This is a genomic window from Flagellimonas hymeniacidonis, from assembly GCF_008040165.1.
In the GTDB taxonomy this organism is placed as follows: domain Bacteria; phylum Bacteroidota; class Bacteroidia; order Flavobacteriales; family Flavobacteriaceae; genus Flagellimonas; species Flagellimonas hymeniacidonis.
Genome location: NZ_VRUR01000002.1, coordinates 1,784,967 through 1,802,166, shown reverse-complemented (window position 1 = coordinate 1,802,166; position 17,200 = coordinate 1,784,967). Strand labels below are relative to the sequence as shown.

Here is a 17,200-nt window from a genome sequence, read left to right as displayed (position 1 = left end):
GGCTTTTGTTTTTAACTAACTTAACTCTGAATGTTTAATTGGTACAGGCATCTGGAATATCCCTTGTCACTATTTCTTTTGATATTAAATGACTTATTACGGTGGTGCCCCTAAGTGTTATATCGATAAAGTCGGAACCAATCTCATTTATTACACCTGAAAACCCATTAAAGTTGAATTGAGACATAATTTCTAGTCCAGTCAAAAAGTTTCCATTTTGATAATCCCCACGAATACGATATTCTTGGACATAGGGTACACGGATGTTTTCATACTCTTGATAAATGTCTGCCGCGGTAGTTCCCCTTCCAGCCGGAACAGTAATGGTTCTTTTAGATGAAAGTTCTAAAGTTTCTGAAGTGCTGGTCTCAGCAGTTTCGGTTCTGGTTTCTGTTGTGGTATGACCCACACTTAAACCTGCCGTTACAGAGGCTGTCGTTGAATTGGAGGCTCCAAAAAATTGTGTGTTCACGCTAGTTTCTACCGTAGAAGAAATTGTTGTGGACAAACTAGCCTCCACGGAAGTCGCTACCTGAATGGATTCAGACCATGTGTAAGTATCCGTTCTGGTCAAAGTTTTTACTACCCCAACCTCATCGGTCAATGGGCCGCTACTACAATTTTTAAGAGCTGTATTATAAGCAGCGATAGTTTTTGATGGAGGAAGTATTGGGGCTAGAAAACTGGTGTTACGTGATTCGAAGTTCCAGTCAATTTCAAAATTTAAAATTCTAAAATGTGAGGGGGTTTCTACAGTTTGGGAAGTAATGGATTCCAAACTTGCTGAAGCAATTAAGGGGATGTTCGTTGTTTGTGGAATGATAAAAAATTTACCAGTGTCTATTTTTTGTATCTTAAATTGATAGTTGGTCCGTGAAGCAGCATCTGGAGTGTTGCCGCCATTTGTGGTATAGTTCGCCTCAGATTGCACGTTTAATCTATTGTTGGCATCCATGTACAGATAATGTTTTTTACTTCCGTTGGGGTTAAAAATGTTGAAGATATTGTTTTCAGCATCTACAGTTTCAAATCTAAATTTGGTAAACGGAATAGTCTGTTGTGTATCGTTTATATAGTCCAAATCTGAAGCTCGACGCACCCTAACTTCAGTATCAAGATCAGTTGTGGATGTGCGCAAAGTTGCTGAGGGTGCTCCAAAAACCGAAGTAATGCTGGCATCCAAAATTTGTAGGTAATAGTCCACTTCGGGGTTTAAAACTATAGGGTTGATATCGATTTTGTTCGGGTCGTCTACCTCGGTTTCCGAAGGACTGGAGGTGAAAGACTTTTTAGTGCTGGTAAACACAGCTAGGACTTCACCAAGATCATTTTCAACAGTGATACTCATGGCCACACCATCTTCAAGCTCATTCCTTTCCGTTTCCGATAGGTCTTTATTTTCAAATGAAAAGCTGGCTAAAAAAGTATCTTGGCCTATGTTGACGTCATAATCACCGGCTTTTGCTCCTTCGGATAGGGTAATAATAGCCTTAGTTGGAGCGTATCCCTTTCGTTTTAAACTTCTTGCACTAATGCTAAGGCCCAATTGCCCCTCGTCTATTTCATATTCATTGGTGTCAACATTGGACTGGGTAGTTTCCAATTCCGAATTGGGTCCAGGTGGCATGGTTGTCCCAGGGTCATCTTTGCTGCATGCTACTACAGTAATAAGCAGGAGTAGTGTAAAAATTCGATTGAATACTAGATTTGTTGTTTTCATCACGTTTTTGTTTTGTGGGTTAAACTGGATTTGTTGTTTTGTGTGACCTGCCCGGGAAACGGTCTGCAGCCCTTAGCCGAGCAAGACCACAAAACTTGTTATGTTCAAAATGCATAACACCACAAACCTAAAATGCTGGTTTTGAGGAATGAAAAAACTAGGGTGGACAACAGGTGGACACCTTAAGCATATGTATGGGACAATGAGTGGACAGGCTTGAGAACGCTTGTTTTTAAAGGGATAACACTAAATCTTGTAAAGAGTCTTCCGTAGTAATATCCAACTTTTTGCGAAGTCGATAACGCGCTTTTTTGATGCCTTCAGGAGATATATTAAGGATATTGGCAATCTCTTTAGAAGATAGGTTCATCTTTAAAAGAGCCAGCAAACGAAGTTCGTTTGAAGTTACTTCCGGGTATTTTGATTTTACATTACTGTTGAAGTCTTTATGAACTTCTTCAAAGTAGCGGGCAAAATTTTCCCAATTGTTATCATCTTGTAAATCAAAATTGATGGTTCTGATGAGTTGTTGGTACCCTTTTTTGGACTCCTCCTTTTCTTTGAGTTCTTGGGCCTTTTGTTTTAGACCTTCCAAAACTTCGTTCTTTTTGGCTAGATGAAGGGCGTGGGTGGTCAATTCTTTCTTTTTGAAGGCGAGTTCAGCATCCACCTTTTCTTTTTCGAGCTTGTTGCGTTTTAGTTTTTGGCGGATTCCATAGAATCCAATCAGAGATAATACCAATAAACCACCCAGGAGTATTTTTTGAAGGGTACTGATTTCAGCTTGTTGTTCCAACACGGTAATTTCTTTTTCTTGAAGAGCGATTTGCTGTTCCTTTTTTTCAGTTTCGTACTGTGTTTTAAGTTCCTCGATTTGCTTGGATTTAGAAAGATTGAAAACAGAATCATTTAGTTTTTGAAACAACTTGTAATCGTTTAGGGCCTTTTTAGTATCACCTATTTTTTCATATACTTCAGCTCTTTCCTCGTAGGCATCCAATAAATTGTCTAAAGAACCGATAGAATCGGCCAGTTTTATGGCGTTGGTAAAATTTTCGATTGATTTTGGATAATCTTCCATCAGAAAGTAAGTTGAAGCTATATCGTTGTATGCAATTATTTGGTTGTTGACCGACCCCCTTTTTAGTGAAATCTCATTGGATTTAAAATGGTATTCAAGAGCCTTTTTGTATTCACCTTGTTCCATCAAGACAGCTCCTATGTTACCAAGATTGGCCCCTACAAAATCATCCCGTTCCATTTTGTGGCTTTCCTTTAAACTGGCGCCATAATTCTCGAACGCTTTGTCATAATTTTCAAGATGATAATATGCTGATCCTATTTCCATAAAAGTTATAGCTAACCAATAAGTATCATCATAAGTTTTGAAAGTTTCAAGACCTTTATTTAGGTAATTCAATGAAGCTTCACTGTTGTTCCTCAACATCTCTGTCCTCCCAATGCCAACATCAACAATGGCTTGTTTAATCGGATCTTTGGGTGTTAACGTATCCAACACTCGGGATGCATTTATTAATTGCTCAATGGCTAATTTGAATTCCCCTTTGTCCAAATAAATAGTGGACCTTCTTTGAAAAGCATCTGTCAACATTTTTCCATTGCCTAAATGCTTTGCTATACTTATTGTACTATCAGAAAGTTTTTCGGCCTTTGAAAAATTGCCTTCGAGATTTTCAAACCGAGTCCATTCATGAAGAGACGCAAATACTTCTTTTCCATTGTCAAGAGCTTTGAAGGCCGTTATGGCCTTTTCCAAATAAAATGGAACAGAATCTGGTAGGTAATGGTAATGATAATAAAATCCTAGATTCTTAAAGGCTTCCGCCTCCCCTTTATGAAATTTTATACTTTGGGAGATTGCAAGTCCATTGTGCAGGTAATTTAGAGCTATTTCAGGATTTGATTTTTTGGTTAGAAGAAATATTTCCTTTGCGGTACTTATCCTTTCTTCATTTTCTGGATAAAGCTGATATACTTTTAATAAGCTGTCCAATCTTTTATTTTCCTGTGCATTAATGCACAAATAAAAGTTGAATAAAAGAAAGAAGAGAAGTTTAGGGGATTTCATTGAGGTTGGTTTACCTATTAAAAATAGGTATTTAAAATCAAGAATTTTAAAATAGCCCTTTAAGGACTACTCGATTCGATACGTATCCTTCTTAGGCCCAATACCCTTTAGGGTCAACGATTTCCATTCTTTAGGGAGAACGGGATTTTTCTGAATGATTCCTTCATTGGTGATGTTCAAACCTCCAAAACCAAATAGCACAACCTGTAACATACCTCCTGCACCCGTAGCGAAATAGGGATTGTCACTAGTGGCCGCTTCAGCCAATGCTCCAAAGGGTGGACGTTTATTTGGTTCAAAACTTCTTCGGAACAAACGATAGGCTTCTTTGGTGTTCCCCAAACGCGCATAGATGACCGCAAACACAGATTGCCCCATGGCTGGGCCTTCTGGAGATAATTTTGGCTCATAATATTTTAAATCTTTTAGAACTGTAGCGTCATCACTGACTACATTCAAAGGATAGGTGAGTAGGTTAACGTCTGCTTGTTTAATGATTTCACCTTCATAAGTGGCATGTTCCTTTGTTGTTCCATCCGGGAATTTTAATATCCTGATTTTGGATGCCACTTGGTTCCATTTTGGATTTGCAGTTTCTCCCAATACGCCCGCTGCCTTTGTCGCAAACTGCAATGCAGTGATTGCGGAGCCATTTGTAAATGCATTATCATCTACATTGGGAGCAAACTCATTAGCGCCAACCACATTTTTAATGCTGTAACTGCCATCATCATTTTTTGTAGAACGACTCACCCAGTAATCAGCAACTTCCTTCATTAATGGATATCCTTTGGATTTTAGCCAATCCAGATTTTGAGAAACACGATAATAGTTCCAAAAAGCGATTGAAACATCTGCAGTGATGTGGTGTTCAAAAGTTCCCGTCAAGGCCCATGCAGGTGTGGCCTCTTCTCCAGTATCATCGCTTTCCCAGGGGAACATGGCACCTTTATAGCCAAAGTTGATAGCTTTTTCTTTCGCTTTGCCTAGTCGGTCCGAACGGTAATTGACCAAGGAACGCGCTATGTCTTGATTCAACATGAGTAAAGGAGGGAACATCCATAGCTCCGTATCCCAGAAAATATGGCCATTATAGTTTTGGGAGGACAGCCCCATTGGAGCAATGCTCAAATCAGAGTCACCTCTTGAAAATGCATATAAATGGTAGAGCGCCAAACGTACATCCAATTGATCTTGAAGATTTCCCTCAATAACAATATCTCCTTCCCATAGTTCCTCCCATAATTTTTTGTGTTGATCTAACAAATCAGCTCGTGGGGTCAATAAATTAAAAATTACAAATCGTTCAGACTCTGTTTGTGGGTCATCAAAATCTTGGGTGGAGCATACAGCTCCGGTCCATGCAAATTCAAATGCTTCTCCTTTTTTCAATGTTTTCTCAAAAGACAGTCGATTATCATAGGCTGAAACTTGTTCATGGACAAGCTGAGGTCGTTGGTGCTCTCTAGTTGAATTAATTGCATGCCAAATAAATGTGGCCGAAGTACCCACTAGGTGTTTTCCCAACCTACTTTCAGCCACTGTTTGAAGAATGGGCATTGTAGTTTCTAAATCTTGAAGTACCCTAAAAGTACTATTGGGGCTGTGGTATTCGTCTGGAGTACTAATGATTCCTGTTGCTTTTACATCGATATTCTTTAATGGTTCTATTTGAACATCTATATAACCCGAATACTGAACATTGCGCAGAGCGTAAATGGTATAAGAAACTTTTGCTTTGTCTTTAAATGTAAAACTGGTGGTGAAACCAGCAGTCTTCATATTTAATGTTTGTTGCCAATTAGATACATGTTCTTCAGTGACTTTTTCACCATCAATTTCGACCTCTAAATTGGCAAAGTTCATTCCCAATAGAATACGACTTACCCCTAAAGGAGATTCTTTATCGTATACATTATTAAGAATTATGGATTTGGTTTGGAAAGGTTTGTCCTCGGGCAAGATCCCAATTCTGCCATTTGCGGTTACAATCCCAGTATATTTTTCAACTTTTTTAGAGGAAATGCTCCATCCATCTTCTTGGGCAAGAATAGAAACACCCATTAAGAGGGTAAATAAAATGCAACATGTGTTTTTCATTTTTAAAGACTTTTAAAACAAGTCTTTAAAGTATGATTTTATTTCGAATAAAGTAGCTTCTTTCATAGTGTCAAAACGTAAATCTGCATGACCTACTCTGTCTTTAGGCCCAATACCCACACTATGGAATCCGCCGGCTTTTGCCGCATCAATGCCACTTTCTGCATCTTCAAAAACAATGCATTCATCAGGCTGCAGATTTAATCTCTCCGCACCATGGAGAAAAATATCTGGTTCAGGTTTGCTTTTAGAGACGCTATTGCCATCGCCAATAACATCAAAATATGCTGCAGCATTCAATTGTTCCAACACTTTTATGGCATTTTTACTGGCACTTCCCAACGCTACACTAAATCCTTCTGTTCTTAAATGGGTCAAAAGCTCTTTGGCTCCTGGCAGATAATCTTCTGGAGTCATGGTTTCTAGACTGGCGACGTAGATGTCATTTTTTTTAGCTGCAAGTTGGGCCATGGCAGCTTCATCCAAAGTGGCGCTGTTATGATCTAAAATGACCTGGATGGAATCCATACGGGAAATACCACGGAGTTTATCGTTGACCTCATGGTCAAACGCCCAGCCCATTTCATCGGATAATTTTTTCCATGCCATGTAATGTGATTCTGCAGTATCTGTGATCACCCCATCTAAATCGAAGATAAATCCTTTGATCATGGTTAAATGTGTTTAGGAAAGCAAAGTAATGATGAAAAATGTTAAGAAAAAAACTACTTGACGTTATATTCCAGTGGTTTTGGGTTAAAAAGTGGATGCTTAAAGTGTGAAAACAATGATGATATGACTGTGTTGATAACCCCTTAAATAAGTTGTTGCAAATATCCTCAAAAGATACTTTTTCAACTAAAGCAAATTGCTATTTTTGCCCATGCAGAACAACGTACTTATTCTAGATTTTGGTTCTCAGTACACTCAGTTGATCGCAAGACGCGTTAGGGAACTCAATATTTACTCAGACATTAAACCATACAACAATCCTCCAGAGGACTTATCCATCTATAAAGCCGTTATACTTTCGGGTTCTCCCCATTCAGTAAGAGGTGAAAATGTTCCACATCCAGATTTATCTGAAATAAAGGGAAAAAAGCCCTTGCTTGGTATTTGTTATGGGGCACAGTATTTATCTCATTTTGATGGGGGAAATGTAGCACCGTCTGCAACTAGAGAGTACGGAAGGGCAAATTTGTCCTTTACCAAAGATGATGAGGCATTTTTGGAGGGTTTACAAGAAGGAAGTCAGGTTTGGATGAGCCATAGTGACACCATCAAACAATTGCCAACAGCGGCAGTTCGTTTGGCCAGTACCCACGATGTTGAAAATGCAGCCTTTAGAATTGAGGGGGAAAAAACCTATGGAATTCAGTTTCATCCCGAAGTATACCATACCACGGATGGTAAAAAATTGCTGGAAAACTTTTTGGTAAAAATTGCAGGGCTTCAACAAGATTGGACTCCAGATGCCTTTGTAGAAACCACGGTAGCCGAACTCAAGGAGAAAATTGGAAATGACAAAGTGATTCTAGGACTTTCTGGAGGTGTAGATTCCAGTGTTGCAGCTATGTTATTGCATAAAACCATTGGAAGTCATTTACATTGCATTTTTGTAAACAACGGATTGTTGCGCAAAAATGAGTTTGAAAGCGTTTTGGACCAGTATAAGCATATGGGTCTCAATGTTAAAGGTGTGGATGCTTCGGCACGTTTTTTGGATGCATTGAAAGGAGAATCTGATCCGGAAGGTAAAAGAAAGATTATTGGCAGGGTCTTTATTGAGGTTTTTGATGATGAAGCGCATCTAGTGGAAAATGCTAAGTGGTTGGCACAGGGAACCATTTATCCTGATCGAATAGAATCTGTATCAGCTAGTGGAGGTCCTTCTGCCGTTATTAAAAGTCATCATAATGTAGGAGGATTACCCGATTATATGAAATTGAAGATTGTAGAACCGCTACAGTTGTTATTTAAAGATGAGGTGCGTAGAGTAGGCAGAAATTTAGGAATGGACCCATCAATTCTTGGGCGTCACCCTTTTCCAGGCCCTGGTTTGGGAATTCGTATTTTAGGTGACATTACTGCTGAAAAGGTGTCAATTTTACAAGATGTTGATGCCATTTTTATTGATGGATTGAAAAAATGGGGCCTTTATGATAAGGTTTGGCAGGCCGGAGCTATGCTTTTGCCCGTAAATAGTGTAGGAGTTATGGGAGATGAACGTACCTATGAAAAATGTGTTGCCCTTCGTGCCGTGGAAAGTACAGATGGCATGACAGCAGATTGGGTGAATTTACCCTATGAATTTTTACAAAAAACCTCCAATGATATAATAAATAAGGTCAAAGGCGTTAATAGAGTAGTGTATGACATTAGCTCAAAGCCACCTGCAACTATAGAATGGGAATGAAAAAACATATTTTAAGACTGGGCATTGTTGTCTTTTTCTTGGCTTCAATTCAGGTTTCTGCCCAAAAGTATACTACACATGCGGTTAAGGAAGGGGAGACTTTGCAAAGTATTTCGCAAAAGTATCGTGTAACCCCATATACCATTTTACAATCCAATAAGGAGATTAAAACGGCGGCAGATATAAAAGCCAATACCATTTTAATTATTCCTTTGGATGGCTCTGTAATAACCCAAGAAGAAAAACCCAAAGAAGAAAAAGTTGAGGAGCAAGACAAACCCTTGAGCTTTTCCAGACACAGGGTTAGAAAAAGAGAAACGCTGTTTGGTCTTACACAACGCTACAAAATAACAGAAGAACAATTAAAAAGATATAACAGACAACTATATTCAGAACCTCTTAAAAAGGGAATGGTATTGCAAATACCTAAATTTCCGGAACCGGACCCAAATGATGAGCGAGAACTGGATTTTGAAACCTATGTCGTTCAGCCCAAAGAAACAAGATGGAGTATTGCCCATAAATATGGGATTACTGTAGATAGTTTGGTGGTGCTAAATCCCGATTTGAGAAGTAGCCCCGACCATTTGGCTATAGGGCAGGAATTAAAGTTACCCAGACCCAAAGGAGATAGTCTTGAAAGCCAAGAGGTGGACTTGTATACTTCGTTCACCGTTCCGCCAAAGCAGACATTGTACAGTTTAGGAAAAGAATACGGCATTCCTTCGGATTCTATAGTTAAGTTGAATCCAGAGATTATGGCCGCTGGAGGACTTAAGGAAGGGATGGTCTTGAGGCTTCCCAAGAAAAAGGATACCTCGGGTGAAGTAAATACAGAGAACTTCATTTTTTATGAAGTTAAACCAAAGCAAAACATTTTTAGGCTAACCCAAAATCTAAAAATCACCCGGGATGAACTTTTTCTACTTAATCCAAGTTTGGAAAATGGTTTAAAGGCTGGAATGGTGCTAAAGCTTCCAAAAGCAAGCGCAGAAGGACTAGAGGTCAAAAATGCGTTGGTTTTGGATAAAATTAATCTAATAGACAGTATCAACGTTCAAAACAGGCCCAAAGTGCTGTTTATGCTCCCTTTTAGATTAGATCGAGTCAATTTTAATGATCGCAAGAAAACGGTGAGCCAAATAAAAACACGTAGAGATATTAGCCTAAGTGCAGGATTTTATTCAGGGGCTATGGTGGCTCTGGATTCCATTAAAAAAATGGGTGTTTCCGTAGATGTTAAAACGTTTGATACGGAATTAAGCCAGGCAAAGGTGAAGGAAATTCTTTTTAGGGAGAATCTACAAGGCGTAAATGCCATTATTGGCCCGGTATCTTCCGATGCTTTGGATGAGGTCGCGGTTCAAGCTGCGGCAAAAAATATCCCGGTGATTGCACCAATTACTTCGGACAGTAAATTGAGTCATAGCAATGTGTATTTTTCAGTTCCTACGGATAATGTACTTAGGATAAAAATGCTGTCCTATTTAGAAAAAAATTATGAAGATCAGAATGTGGTCATTATTGCTGATTCAACCCATCAAGCGGCACATGATTCTATTTTAACGAAATTTCCGGCTGCCCAAATTGCCAAGATAATCGATAACAAATCCTTGCATTTGGATGAGTTTTTAATCATGCTTTCCGAAGAAAAAGAAAACTGGGTTTTTGTAGAAACCGATCAACCCAATATGGTCTCCAGTGTGAGTTCTATTTTAAATTCTACAAATACCGAAGAGATTTCTGTGAGAATGTTCACAACCAATTTCAATAGTGCCTTTGAAAATGACGCTGTCTCCAGCACACATTTATCAAACCTTAGGTTTAGTTACCCTTCTTTTTATAGAGAAACCGTAAGTGATGCGTTTACAAAAGCGTATAGAAAACGTTATAGAGGGTTAAAAGCAGATCGCTATGCAGTACGTGGTTTCGATGTAACCTTTGATGTTTTGTTAAAACTTGCCCATAAAAACAATTTTTTTGAGACATCGAGTATCATTGGATTGACAGAGTATACCGGTAATAGTTTTAACTATTTTAATGACTGGTCGTCTGGATATTACAACAGGGCTTGTTATTTAATGGAATACGATGGTTTACGAATTAAAGAAATAAAACTAGATGACCTCTAAAGTTACTTATACAGGAGAATTACGGACTACATGTTTACATTTAAGGTCTAACAATGAGTTTATTACAGATGCTCCAGTTGACAACAATGGATTGGGGCAAGCGTTTTCACCCACAGATACCGTAGCAACTGGATTAGCAAGTTGTATGTTGACGATGATGGGTATAAAAGCAAGGGATTTGGAGGTAGATTTAACGGGTTCCACTGCAGAAGTCACCAAGCATATGGCAGCCAATCCAAGACGTATTTCAAAAATTGAAGTGAAAATGGAATTTCCTTCCAATGTTTCTGGTAAGCATCGTAAAATCTTGGAAAACACGGCGAATACTTGCCCAGTGCACTATAGCTTGCATCCTGATATTGAAAAAGTAATAGAATTTCGTTGGGTAAAATAATTGTCATAACATGCCTTTTACAATTATGTTTTTTGGGATATGCCCAAGAGATTGAAGAGGGTGTTTTATGGGATAAGGATACTAGGCTTACATGGAAAGATTTTAAAGGTAAAGTGCCACCAGCGGCAGTACCTGCCGCTACTACAGCTAGTGGAATAAGTTATAAATATTCGGCAAATCTAATTCATCATGAAGTAGAACTGGATTTTGAAGTGAATACTTATTTCTATCCAAATGAATCGTGGTACAAACCTGAAATTTGTGATGACCTAATTTTAAGTCATGAACAACTTCACTTTGATATCTCTGAACTTTTTGCGCGTAAGATGCGAAATAGGTTAAAACGTACTTCATTTTCTGACAATGTAAAAGCAGAGATACGTAAGATATATAAAGAGATTTTACAAGAACTTCAAGATTTTCAGGATCAGTACGATTGGGAAACCAGCTTTTCCAGAAACCCCAAAAAACAATTGGAGTGGAACAAAAAAATTGCCATGGCATTAAAAGAGCATAGCTAAGCCGCTCCAAAATCTATTAATTCTCCTTATAAATAGGTTGCTCCAAAGAAATTTCTGCTAATTTTTGGGTTAATTCAACATCCTCATAAAAGGTTATGATTGGGTCTGTCAGGTGAAAAGTATACGTTAATTGAGGCAAACCAGCATGGGAATTATTCACTTCTTTAAAAATGATATTTACATGAAAAGTAGCATACAAATTTCTTGTCTTTCGGTCAACAAGTGCTTCGGCATCAGAAGGAGAGAGTTTTAAGAGCATCTTGGGCCAAAAGTTGTTACCATCATTCATGATATTCAAATGGTTATTTCCATAGGCGGTTTCAGGAAGGAATTCAAAGAAAAAGGCCTCATCACCATGGTATTGAAATCCCTTTTGATGATGGTTCCTTCCGCTAGGGTAAACATCAACCCAATAGCCATTTTTCTCAAAATCGTACTGTAATACTGGATTGCCATATGGATTGAACTCATATTTGTGTACCCAATAGGCATTTAGCCTATTGTCTTTAAACAGCGTTTTGCTCCAAGCTCTTAAATCATCCAGATTCTCTTTTACATAAGCAGCATATTTTTCTTGAATTTCGAAATCATCGCGTGTACCACTCCAATTTCTTTTAAACCTACAATTACCATCTTCTTGGTCACAAAAATACTGTGTGACTTGACTTTTGGAACCTAACCCAAGTGCCAACGCATGGAGGTTTGCTTGAACCACTTTGGAATTAATGTCTTTTTTATTATCTCTGTTTTCATAAGTTACTTCGGTCAAGTATTCACGGTCGATATCATCATATTCCGTGGATAAGAATTTCATGAATAGCAGATTAAAGTAATTCTGATAGCTCTGCTTAACAAGGTCATTTTTCACTCTGTCTATTCCTATAACACCCCCTCGCTCATTCAATTTGTGATACATGTTTTGCGCACCAAACCGAGGTAAGCCTTTATGGGATTGCAGATAAATATGCTTGAATTTAGGTGATGGAGATGTTATGGTGGTAATATCGCTCATATCAACCGATTCATTGGCCGTTTGTGAAAAGAGGATATTGGAAAAAACTCCTAGTGCTAATAGCATTAATGCTGTCTGAATGTTCTTTTGGGATCTTGTTCTCATGATACGGTTAAAGCGGTTATCAATATTTTGTAGTGGCATTTTCAATAGAAATTTCACCAATTTTTTCGGTTAACGCATTGTCTTTATACACTTCAAGGGTAGTGTTTTCCAATTCATACGCAAAAGGGGTGCTATTACCAGGTGAGCTAATTTCTTTATCTGGATAGATTTTTACTTTGGCTACAATAAATATTGGAGACCTTTGCTGGAACCGTAAACTTTTGGCTTTTTCTGGGGTAATAGGCAATAGAAATTTTACTCGACCCATGTTTTGCTGATCTTGCCCATAAGGCGCAAAGCGGATGTTACTAATTAATGGCGATGGGCCTCCCACATTCCCTTTTATCCAATAGCCCTTATGTTGAAAATCATAGGCGTCGGCGACAAATGTGCGACTTACCATATAGGCCAATTCCATATCATTTTTAAATAGGGTAGTGCTCCAGTTTTGTAGATCTGAGAGGTTTTCTTTGATAAAAGCTTTGTAGCTTCTAATTTGAGCAAATTTGTTCCCTCTATCACCACCCCAATGACCTATATTGCTTCTTTGCCCATATGTATTTATAAAAGTGCAAGGTTTGGAAGATTTTTCAGGGCAGAAGTATTTTTTAAGCTCATTTTCGGTGCAAATTTTACTGGCCAGCAGCAATAATTGAGACTGAGTCATAAAAGAGTTCTCCAATTTTTTGTCGCCAGACCTACTTTGATCATAGTCCGTTAGCATCTCTTTATTCATATCGTTATACGCATCGACCAAGTATTTCATTTTCAAAAGTTGATTATAGGCTTGCGGATTAGTCGGTGGGGTCACCCCACGTACAAAATAGAGGTCCCCAAACCTAGGAAGACCCTTATGGGATTGTATGTTGATGTCCACAAATTTGCTGTTGGGAGCAGCATAGGTAATCAAGTCTTCTTTGGATTCCTGGGCAAATGACCACCAAGAACTCAGAAGCAGCATAGCGGCCAATATGATAGTAAAAGATTGATGTATTTTTTGCATTTAGGAAGTTATTTTGTGGTCATGGTTTCCATGGATATTTCGCCAACCTTTTTGGTAAGGCTATCGTCGGTGTAAAGCGCTATGATGGGGCTTTTAAATGCATAATCGGCATCTACATATTCATAATTGGCTTCCATTCCTTTTATTGTGATTTCAATTTTAAACACCATATATAGTTGTTTAACCTCTTCGGAAAACTTTTCGGCTTTCTCAGGAGACATTTCATATAAAATGTTGATACCTCTTGGAGAAACAAACTTTCGCTCGTTGGAATTTTGGGGTTGTAGTTCCATACGCTTGAATATTTTTCCAGTGACCAAATTGGTTCTGGGTGATAACCAATATCCTTTGTTTGAAAAATCGTAGTTCCTTATATATGCTTTTACCACCAAATAACCTTCCTCTGTATCATTTTGAAAAAAATCATTTTTCCATTGCTGTAAAGCAGAAAGATTTTCATTTACGTAAGCCGTGTAAGCGCCTAATTGCTTAAACTCACTGGCACCCCTACCTCCCCACGGCATAACATCTCCAACATTTCTATGGTAGTACTTCTCTCCAGTAACATCATAGTGGCATTTTTCCTTAGGATTGCAAAAAAAACGAGGCATCTCGGTGACATGGGTGACCGCATTGGCCAGTTTTAATAAATTGGTCTGCGCCATCCAAGAATTCTTATCTTCCTTGTACATACTACTGGAGTATTTTGTAAACAACTCCTTGTCGATGTCCTTATAAATGTCTGACATGTATTTAAACCGTAAAAGCTCATAATATGCTCTTTGGCCCAGCCCTACTTGCCAAGATTTTTTATCAGCCTCTTGGTATACCGCTTGCGATTTATGGTTTACGTAGCTGCCATCTGGTAAAGTAAAATAGTTATCTGGTTCGCCAAAGCGCAACAAACCATTGTTGGTTTGCAAATGGATGGTCAAGAATTTTTTGGATGTCGGAGCAAACGAAATGATGTTTTCATATGCCTTTTCGGCTGTTGCTTTTAGTTCTTCCTCGGATTGGGCAACTGCTAAAGTGGGCATGGACAATAGAAGTATAAAAGCCCAATGCAATAGATTGAGGTTGGTGATTTTCATGGTACTTACTGTTTCGTTTAGGTATTGTAGCTTATTCAGTAAAATGTATAGCGTTGCAAGCATTACTTTCCGTCAACTTTGTTTTGCGCCAATTGTAAAAGCATTCGGTTTTCGCTCATTTCAACCATTTTAAACATACTCTGAATTTCAATAGGTACAGCTTGCCATAAATGGTCAGCACTTTCCTTAAAAGTTATGGTTATGGATGCATTTCCATCGGTAAAACTTCGTGACGCTTTTTTAACGCCTTTGGCATCTGTAAGATAACTATATAATTTGCCCAATCGCTGATCGTTGTAAGTAATTTGTTGAATATCAACTACAACAGTTCCTTTGGTTTTTGTTTTGTTCTTTTTTCCAGAACTAAAAATGGAGCCTATCGTCTTAAGTGTTTCCTTTGAATTTTTTACCGTGCTGTTAATGGCATCGTTGGTATTCTCTGTAGTTTCTTTTATCTCTTCTGTGGTTTTATCCACTTTTGAAACTTCCTTTACTTGGTTGTCGTCCTTTTTTTTCCCTTGACAGATAATTTGGTTAAGAGAGAATAAGCAGATGCCAAGTATAATTTTCTTTGTAATGCCCATAGTGCCATGTTTTAATAAATGAAAACATGAAATTTAAGCGTTACAGTTGCTATTTGCCATCGGTATTTATTATATGTGAATGCTTTAGTGTTAACTGTGGTGTAATTGATGATAACTGTGAAAGACGTAGGCATCCTTTTTCTTGATTTATTTTGAAATAGCTGCTATTTCTGAAAAGAGTATGTTTTTGAAAATGGAAATCCATTACATTTGAAATGTATGAAGCAACCAAAACCCCACCAAACCTTTAAAATAGGCTTACCTCTATTTTTCGCATTACTATTTTCCTGTAATGCATTTGCTCAAACCAAAATATTGGACTCTCTACTTAATCAGTTAGCCCAACATACGCAAAAGGATACCATTAGAGTCGGATATTTGGTGAATGCCGCTTGGAATATGACGCATACCAATCCAAAAGATGCTTTTAAATATGTAGATGAAGCCATAGAAATTTCCAACCAGTTAAATTGGCCAAGGGGGAGCATTAGCGCATGGAGGCAAAAAGGAAACCTGTATTATGTAATGGCAGATAATTTAAATGCCATGGATGCTTTTCAGGAAGGACTAAAAATTGCGCAGACATCAGACCATAAAATGCTTGAAGCCAGTCTGTATGGTAACATCGGGAACATACACGCAGATTTAAAACAAAATCAGAAAGCACTGGAGAATTATTTTCTGTATTTAAAAACAGCAAGAACACTTCAGCAAAGACCAGATGAGGCTAGAGCATTGACCAATATTGGATTGGTGTATGGTGATTTGGGAAATCAGGACGTGGGAATAGCGTATTTAGATTCTGCACTGGTCTTGGCAAAAGAGGAGAAGAATCCATATTTCATTGCCGGAATCATTAATAACCTTGGGATTATGTATAAGGATAAAAAAGCCTATAACACGTCCTTGGAATATTATCAACAAGCAGCGGATTTAGCAAAAGAATCCCAAATTAAATATATAGAAGCTTCGGCATTGAATAGTCTAGGGAAAGTGAATCTTGCTTTGGGAAACTTGGACGAGGCTAAATCAAAAGCTGAAGAAGGTTTGGCGATGTCCAAAGAAATTAATGCTGTAGAATGGCAGGCAGATTCCTGGGAACTGTTGAGTACTGTGAATGAGCAGCAGGGAAATATGGAAGAAGCACTTACCGCCTATAAAAATCATATTCAACTTAGGGATAGTGTTCTAAATGAAGAAAAGAAAGCAGAACTTACCAAGAAGGAAATGCAGTTTCAGTTGGAGAAACAGCAGGTCGAAGCAGATGAGGAAATAAGCAGACAACGTCTTGTTAAAAATGTAGCAATTATAGGAGGTATCCTATTGTTACTAGCTTCTATGATTGGTTATATGCTTTATAAGCGCCGGCGCGATGCTTTGGATCAAAAGAAGCTTGCTGATTTCCATACTAAAGTTGCGGAAACCGAATTAAAGGCACTTCGTTCTCAAATGAATCCCCATTTTATTTTTAATGCCTTGAACTCTATCAGCGATTATGTGGTTAAAAATGATGTGGAAATGGCAAACACTTACCTGTTGAAATTTGCCAAACTTACGAGGGCAATTCTTGAAAACTCAGAAAAAAAGTGGATTACCCTTCAAGAGGATTTGGAACTAATCGAATTGTATATTCAAATTGAGTCTCTTCGCCTTCAAAACAAATTAAGTCACACCATTAAAGTGGATGAAATTATTGATGCTGAGAATACCTTAGTGCCTCCATTAATGTTACAACCATTTATTGAAAACAGCATATGGCATGGCATTGCTAATGGAAAGCATCCTGGCGAAATAGATATCCATATAAAAAAAGAAGAGGATATGGTGGTTTGTATTGTGGATGATAATGGAGTGGGGAGAAGGAAAACATTGGATGTCCAATCGGATAAAAACTCGATGGGGCTAAAAATCACTAAGAATAGGTTGGATATCATCAGTGAGCTTAAAAAAGTCAAGGGAAGTATTGAAATGTTTGATAAAGAGCAGGGGCTTCGAGTGGAGTTAAAATTGCCATTAGAACTTCGTTTTTAATT

The 17,200-nt window shown here is 38.1% G+C and carries 13 protein-coding genes; 5 read left to right on the top strand and 8 right to left on the bottom strand.

Annotation, left to right across the window (positions count from 1 at the left end; all coding sequences use genetic code 11):
- Positions 1–34: 34 nt before the first annotated feature.
- From FVB32_RS17015 to pgmB, 4 genes are all read right to left on the bottom strand, one after another.
- Entirely contained in the window at positions 35–1,720 is a 1,686-nt protein-coding gene (locus FVB32_RS17015; protein ID WP_147745023.1) for a hypothetical protein, read from the bottom strand.
- Positions 1,721–1,952: 232 nt separating this feature from the next.
- Positions 1,953–3,809 (bottom strand): tetratricopeptide repeat protein, encoded by a 1,857-nt coding sequence (locus FVB32_RS17010; protein ID WP_147745022.1) that lies wholly within the window; start codon positions 3,807–3,809, stop codon positions 1,953–1,955.
- 66 nt (positions 3,810–3,875) lie between these two features.
- Positions 3,876–5,909 carry a glycoside hydrolase family 65 protein gene (locus FVB32_RS17005; protein ID WP_147745021.1) on the bottom strand — a complete coding sequence of 678 codons (2,034 nt, stop codon included), beginning with the start codon at positions 5,907–5,909 and terminating at the stop codon, positions 3,876–3,878.
- Positions 5,910–5,921: 12 nt separating this feature from the next.
- Positions 5,922–6,581 carry a beta-phosphoglucomutase gene (pgmB, locus tag FVB32_RS17000; RefSeq protein WP_147745020.1) on the bottom strand — a complete coding sequence of 220 codons (660 nt, stop codon included), beginning with the start codon at positions 6,579–6,581 and terminating at the stop codon, positions 5,922–5,924.
- A 211-nt stretch (positions 6,582–6,792) separates the two neighbouring features.
- Between pgmB and guaA the strand changes: the two genes are divergently transcribed.
- From guaA to FVB32_RS16980, 4 genes are read left to right on the top strand one after another with little or no spacing between them, the layout of a single operon-like run.
- Positions 6,793–8,325: a glutamine-hydrolyzing GMP synthase gene (gene guaA / locus FVB32_RS16995; protein WP_147745019.1), complete on the top strand. Its 1,533-nt coding sequence runs from the start codon at positions 6,793–6,795 to the stop codon at positions 8,323–8,325.
- On the top strand, positions 8,322–10,457 hold the full coding sequence (locus tag FVB32_RS16990; protein ID WP_147745018.1) for a LysM peptidoglycan-binding domain-containing protein: 2,136 nt from the start codon (positions 8,322–8,324) through the stop codon (positions 10,455–10,457). The genes guaA and FVB32_RS16990 overlap by 4 nt, the downstream gene beginning before the upstream one ends.
- Entirely contained in the window at positions 10,447–10,851 is a 405-nt protein-coding gene (locus FVB32_RS16985; protein ID WP_147745017.1) for an OsmC family protein, read from the top strand. Before FVB32_RS16990 ends, FVB32_RS16985 begins: the two co-directional genes overlap by 11 nt.
- Positions 10,852–10,883: 32 nt before the next feature.
- Positions 10,884–11,372 (top strand): DUF922 domain-containing protein, encoded by a 489-nt coding sequence (locus FVB32_RS16980; protein ID WP_246139908.1) that lies wholly within the window; start codon positions 10,884–10,886, stop codon positions 11,370–11,372.
- 16 nt (positions 11,373–11,388) lie between these two features.
- On the opposite strand, the gene FVB32_RS16975 is transcribed toward FVB32_RS16980, so the two are convergent.
- From FVB32_RS16975 to FVB32_RS16960, 4 genes are all read right to left on the bottom strand, one after another.
- On the bottom strand, positions 11,389–12,489 hold the full coding sequence (locus tag FVB32_RS16975) for a hypothetical protein (protein WP_147745015.1): 1,101 nt from the start codon (positions 12,487–12,489) through the stop codon (positions 11,389–11,391).
- Between the two features lie 19 nt (positions 12,490–12,508).
- On the bottom strand, positions 12,509–13,492 hold the full coding sequence (locus tag FVB32_RS16970; RefSeq protein ID WP_147745014.1) for a hypothetical protein: 984 nt from the start codon (positions 13,490–13,492) through the stop codon (positions 12,509–12,511).
- Between the two features lie 8 nt (positions 13,493–13,500).
- Positions 13,501–14,583, bottom strand: a complete 1,083-nt coding sequence (locus FVB32_RS16965; RefSeq protein ID WP_147745013.1) for a hypothetical protein — start codon at positions 14,581–14,583, stop codon at positions 13,501–13,503.
- A 62-nt stretch (positions 14,584–14,645) separates the two neighbouring features.
- Complete coding sequence (locus tag FVB32_RS16960; RefSeq protein ID WP_147745012.1) at positions 14,646–15,167, bottom strand: hypothetical protein; 522 nt, start codon at positions 15,165–15,167, stop codon at positions 14,646–14,648.
- 219 nt (positions 15,168–15,386) lie between these two features.
- Between FVB32_RS16960 and FVB32_RS16955 the strand changes: the two genes are divergently transcribed.
- Entirely contained in the window at positions 15,387–17,198 is a 1,812-nt protein-coding gene (locus tag FVB32_RS16955; RefSeq protein ID WP_147745011.1) for a tetratricopeptide repeat-containing sensor histidine kinase, read from the top strand.
- The last annotated feature ends 2 nt before the right edge of the window (positions 17,199–17,200 follow it).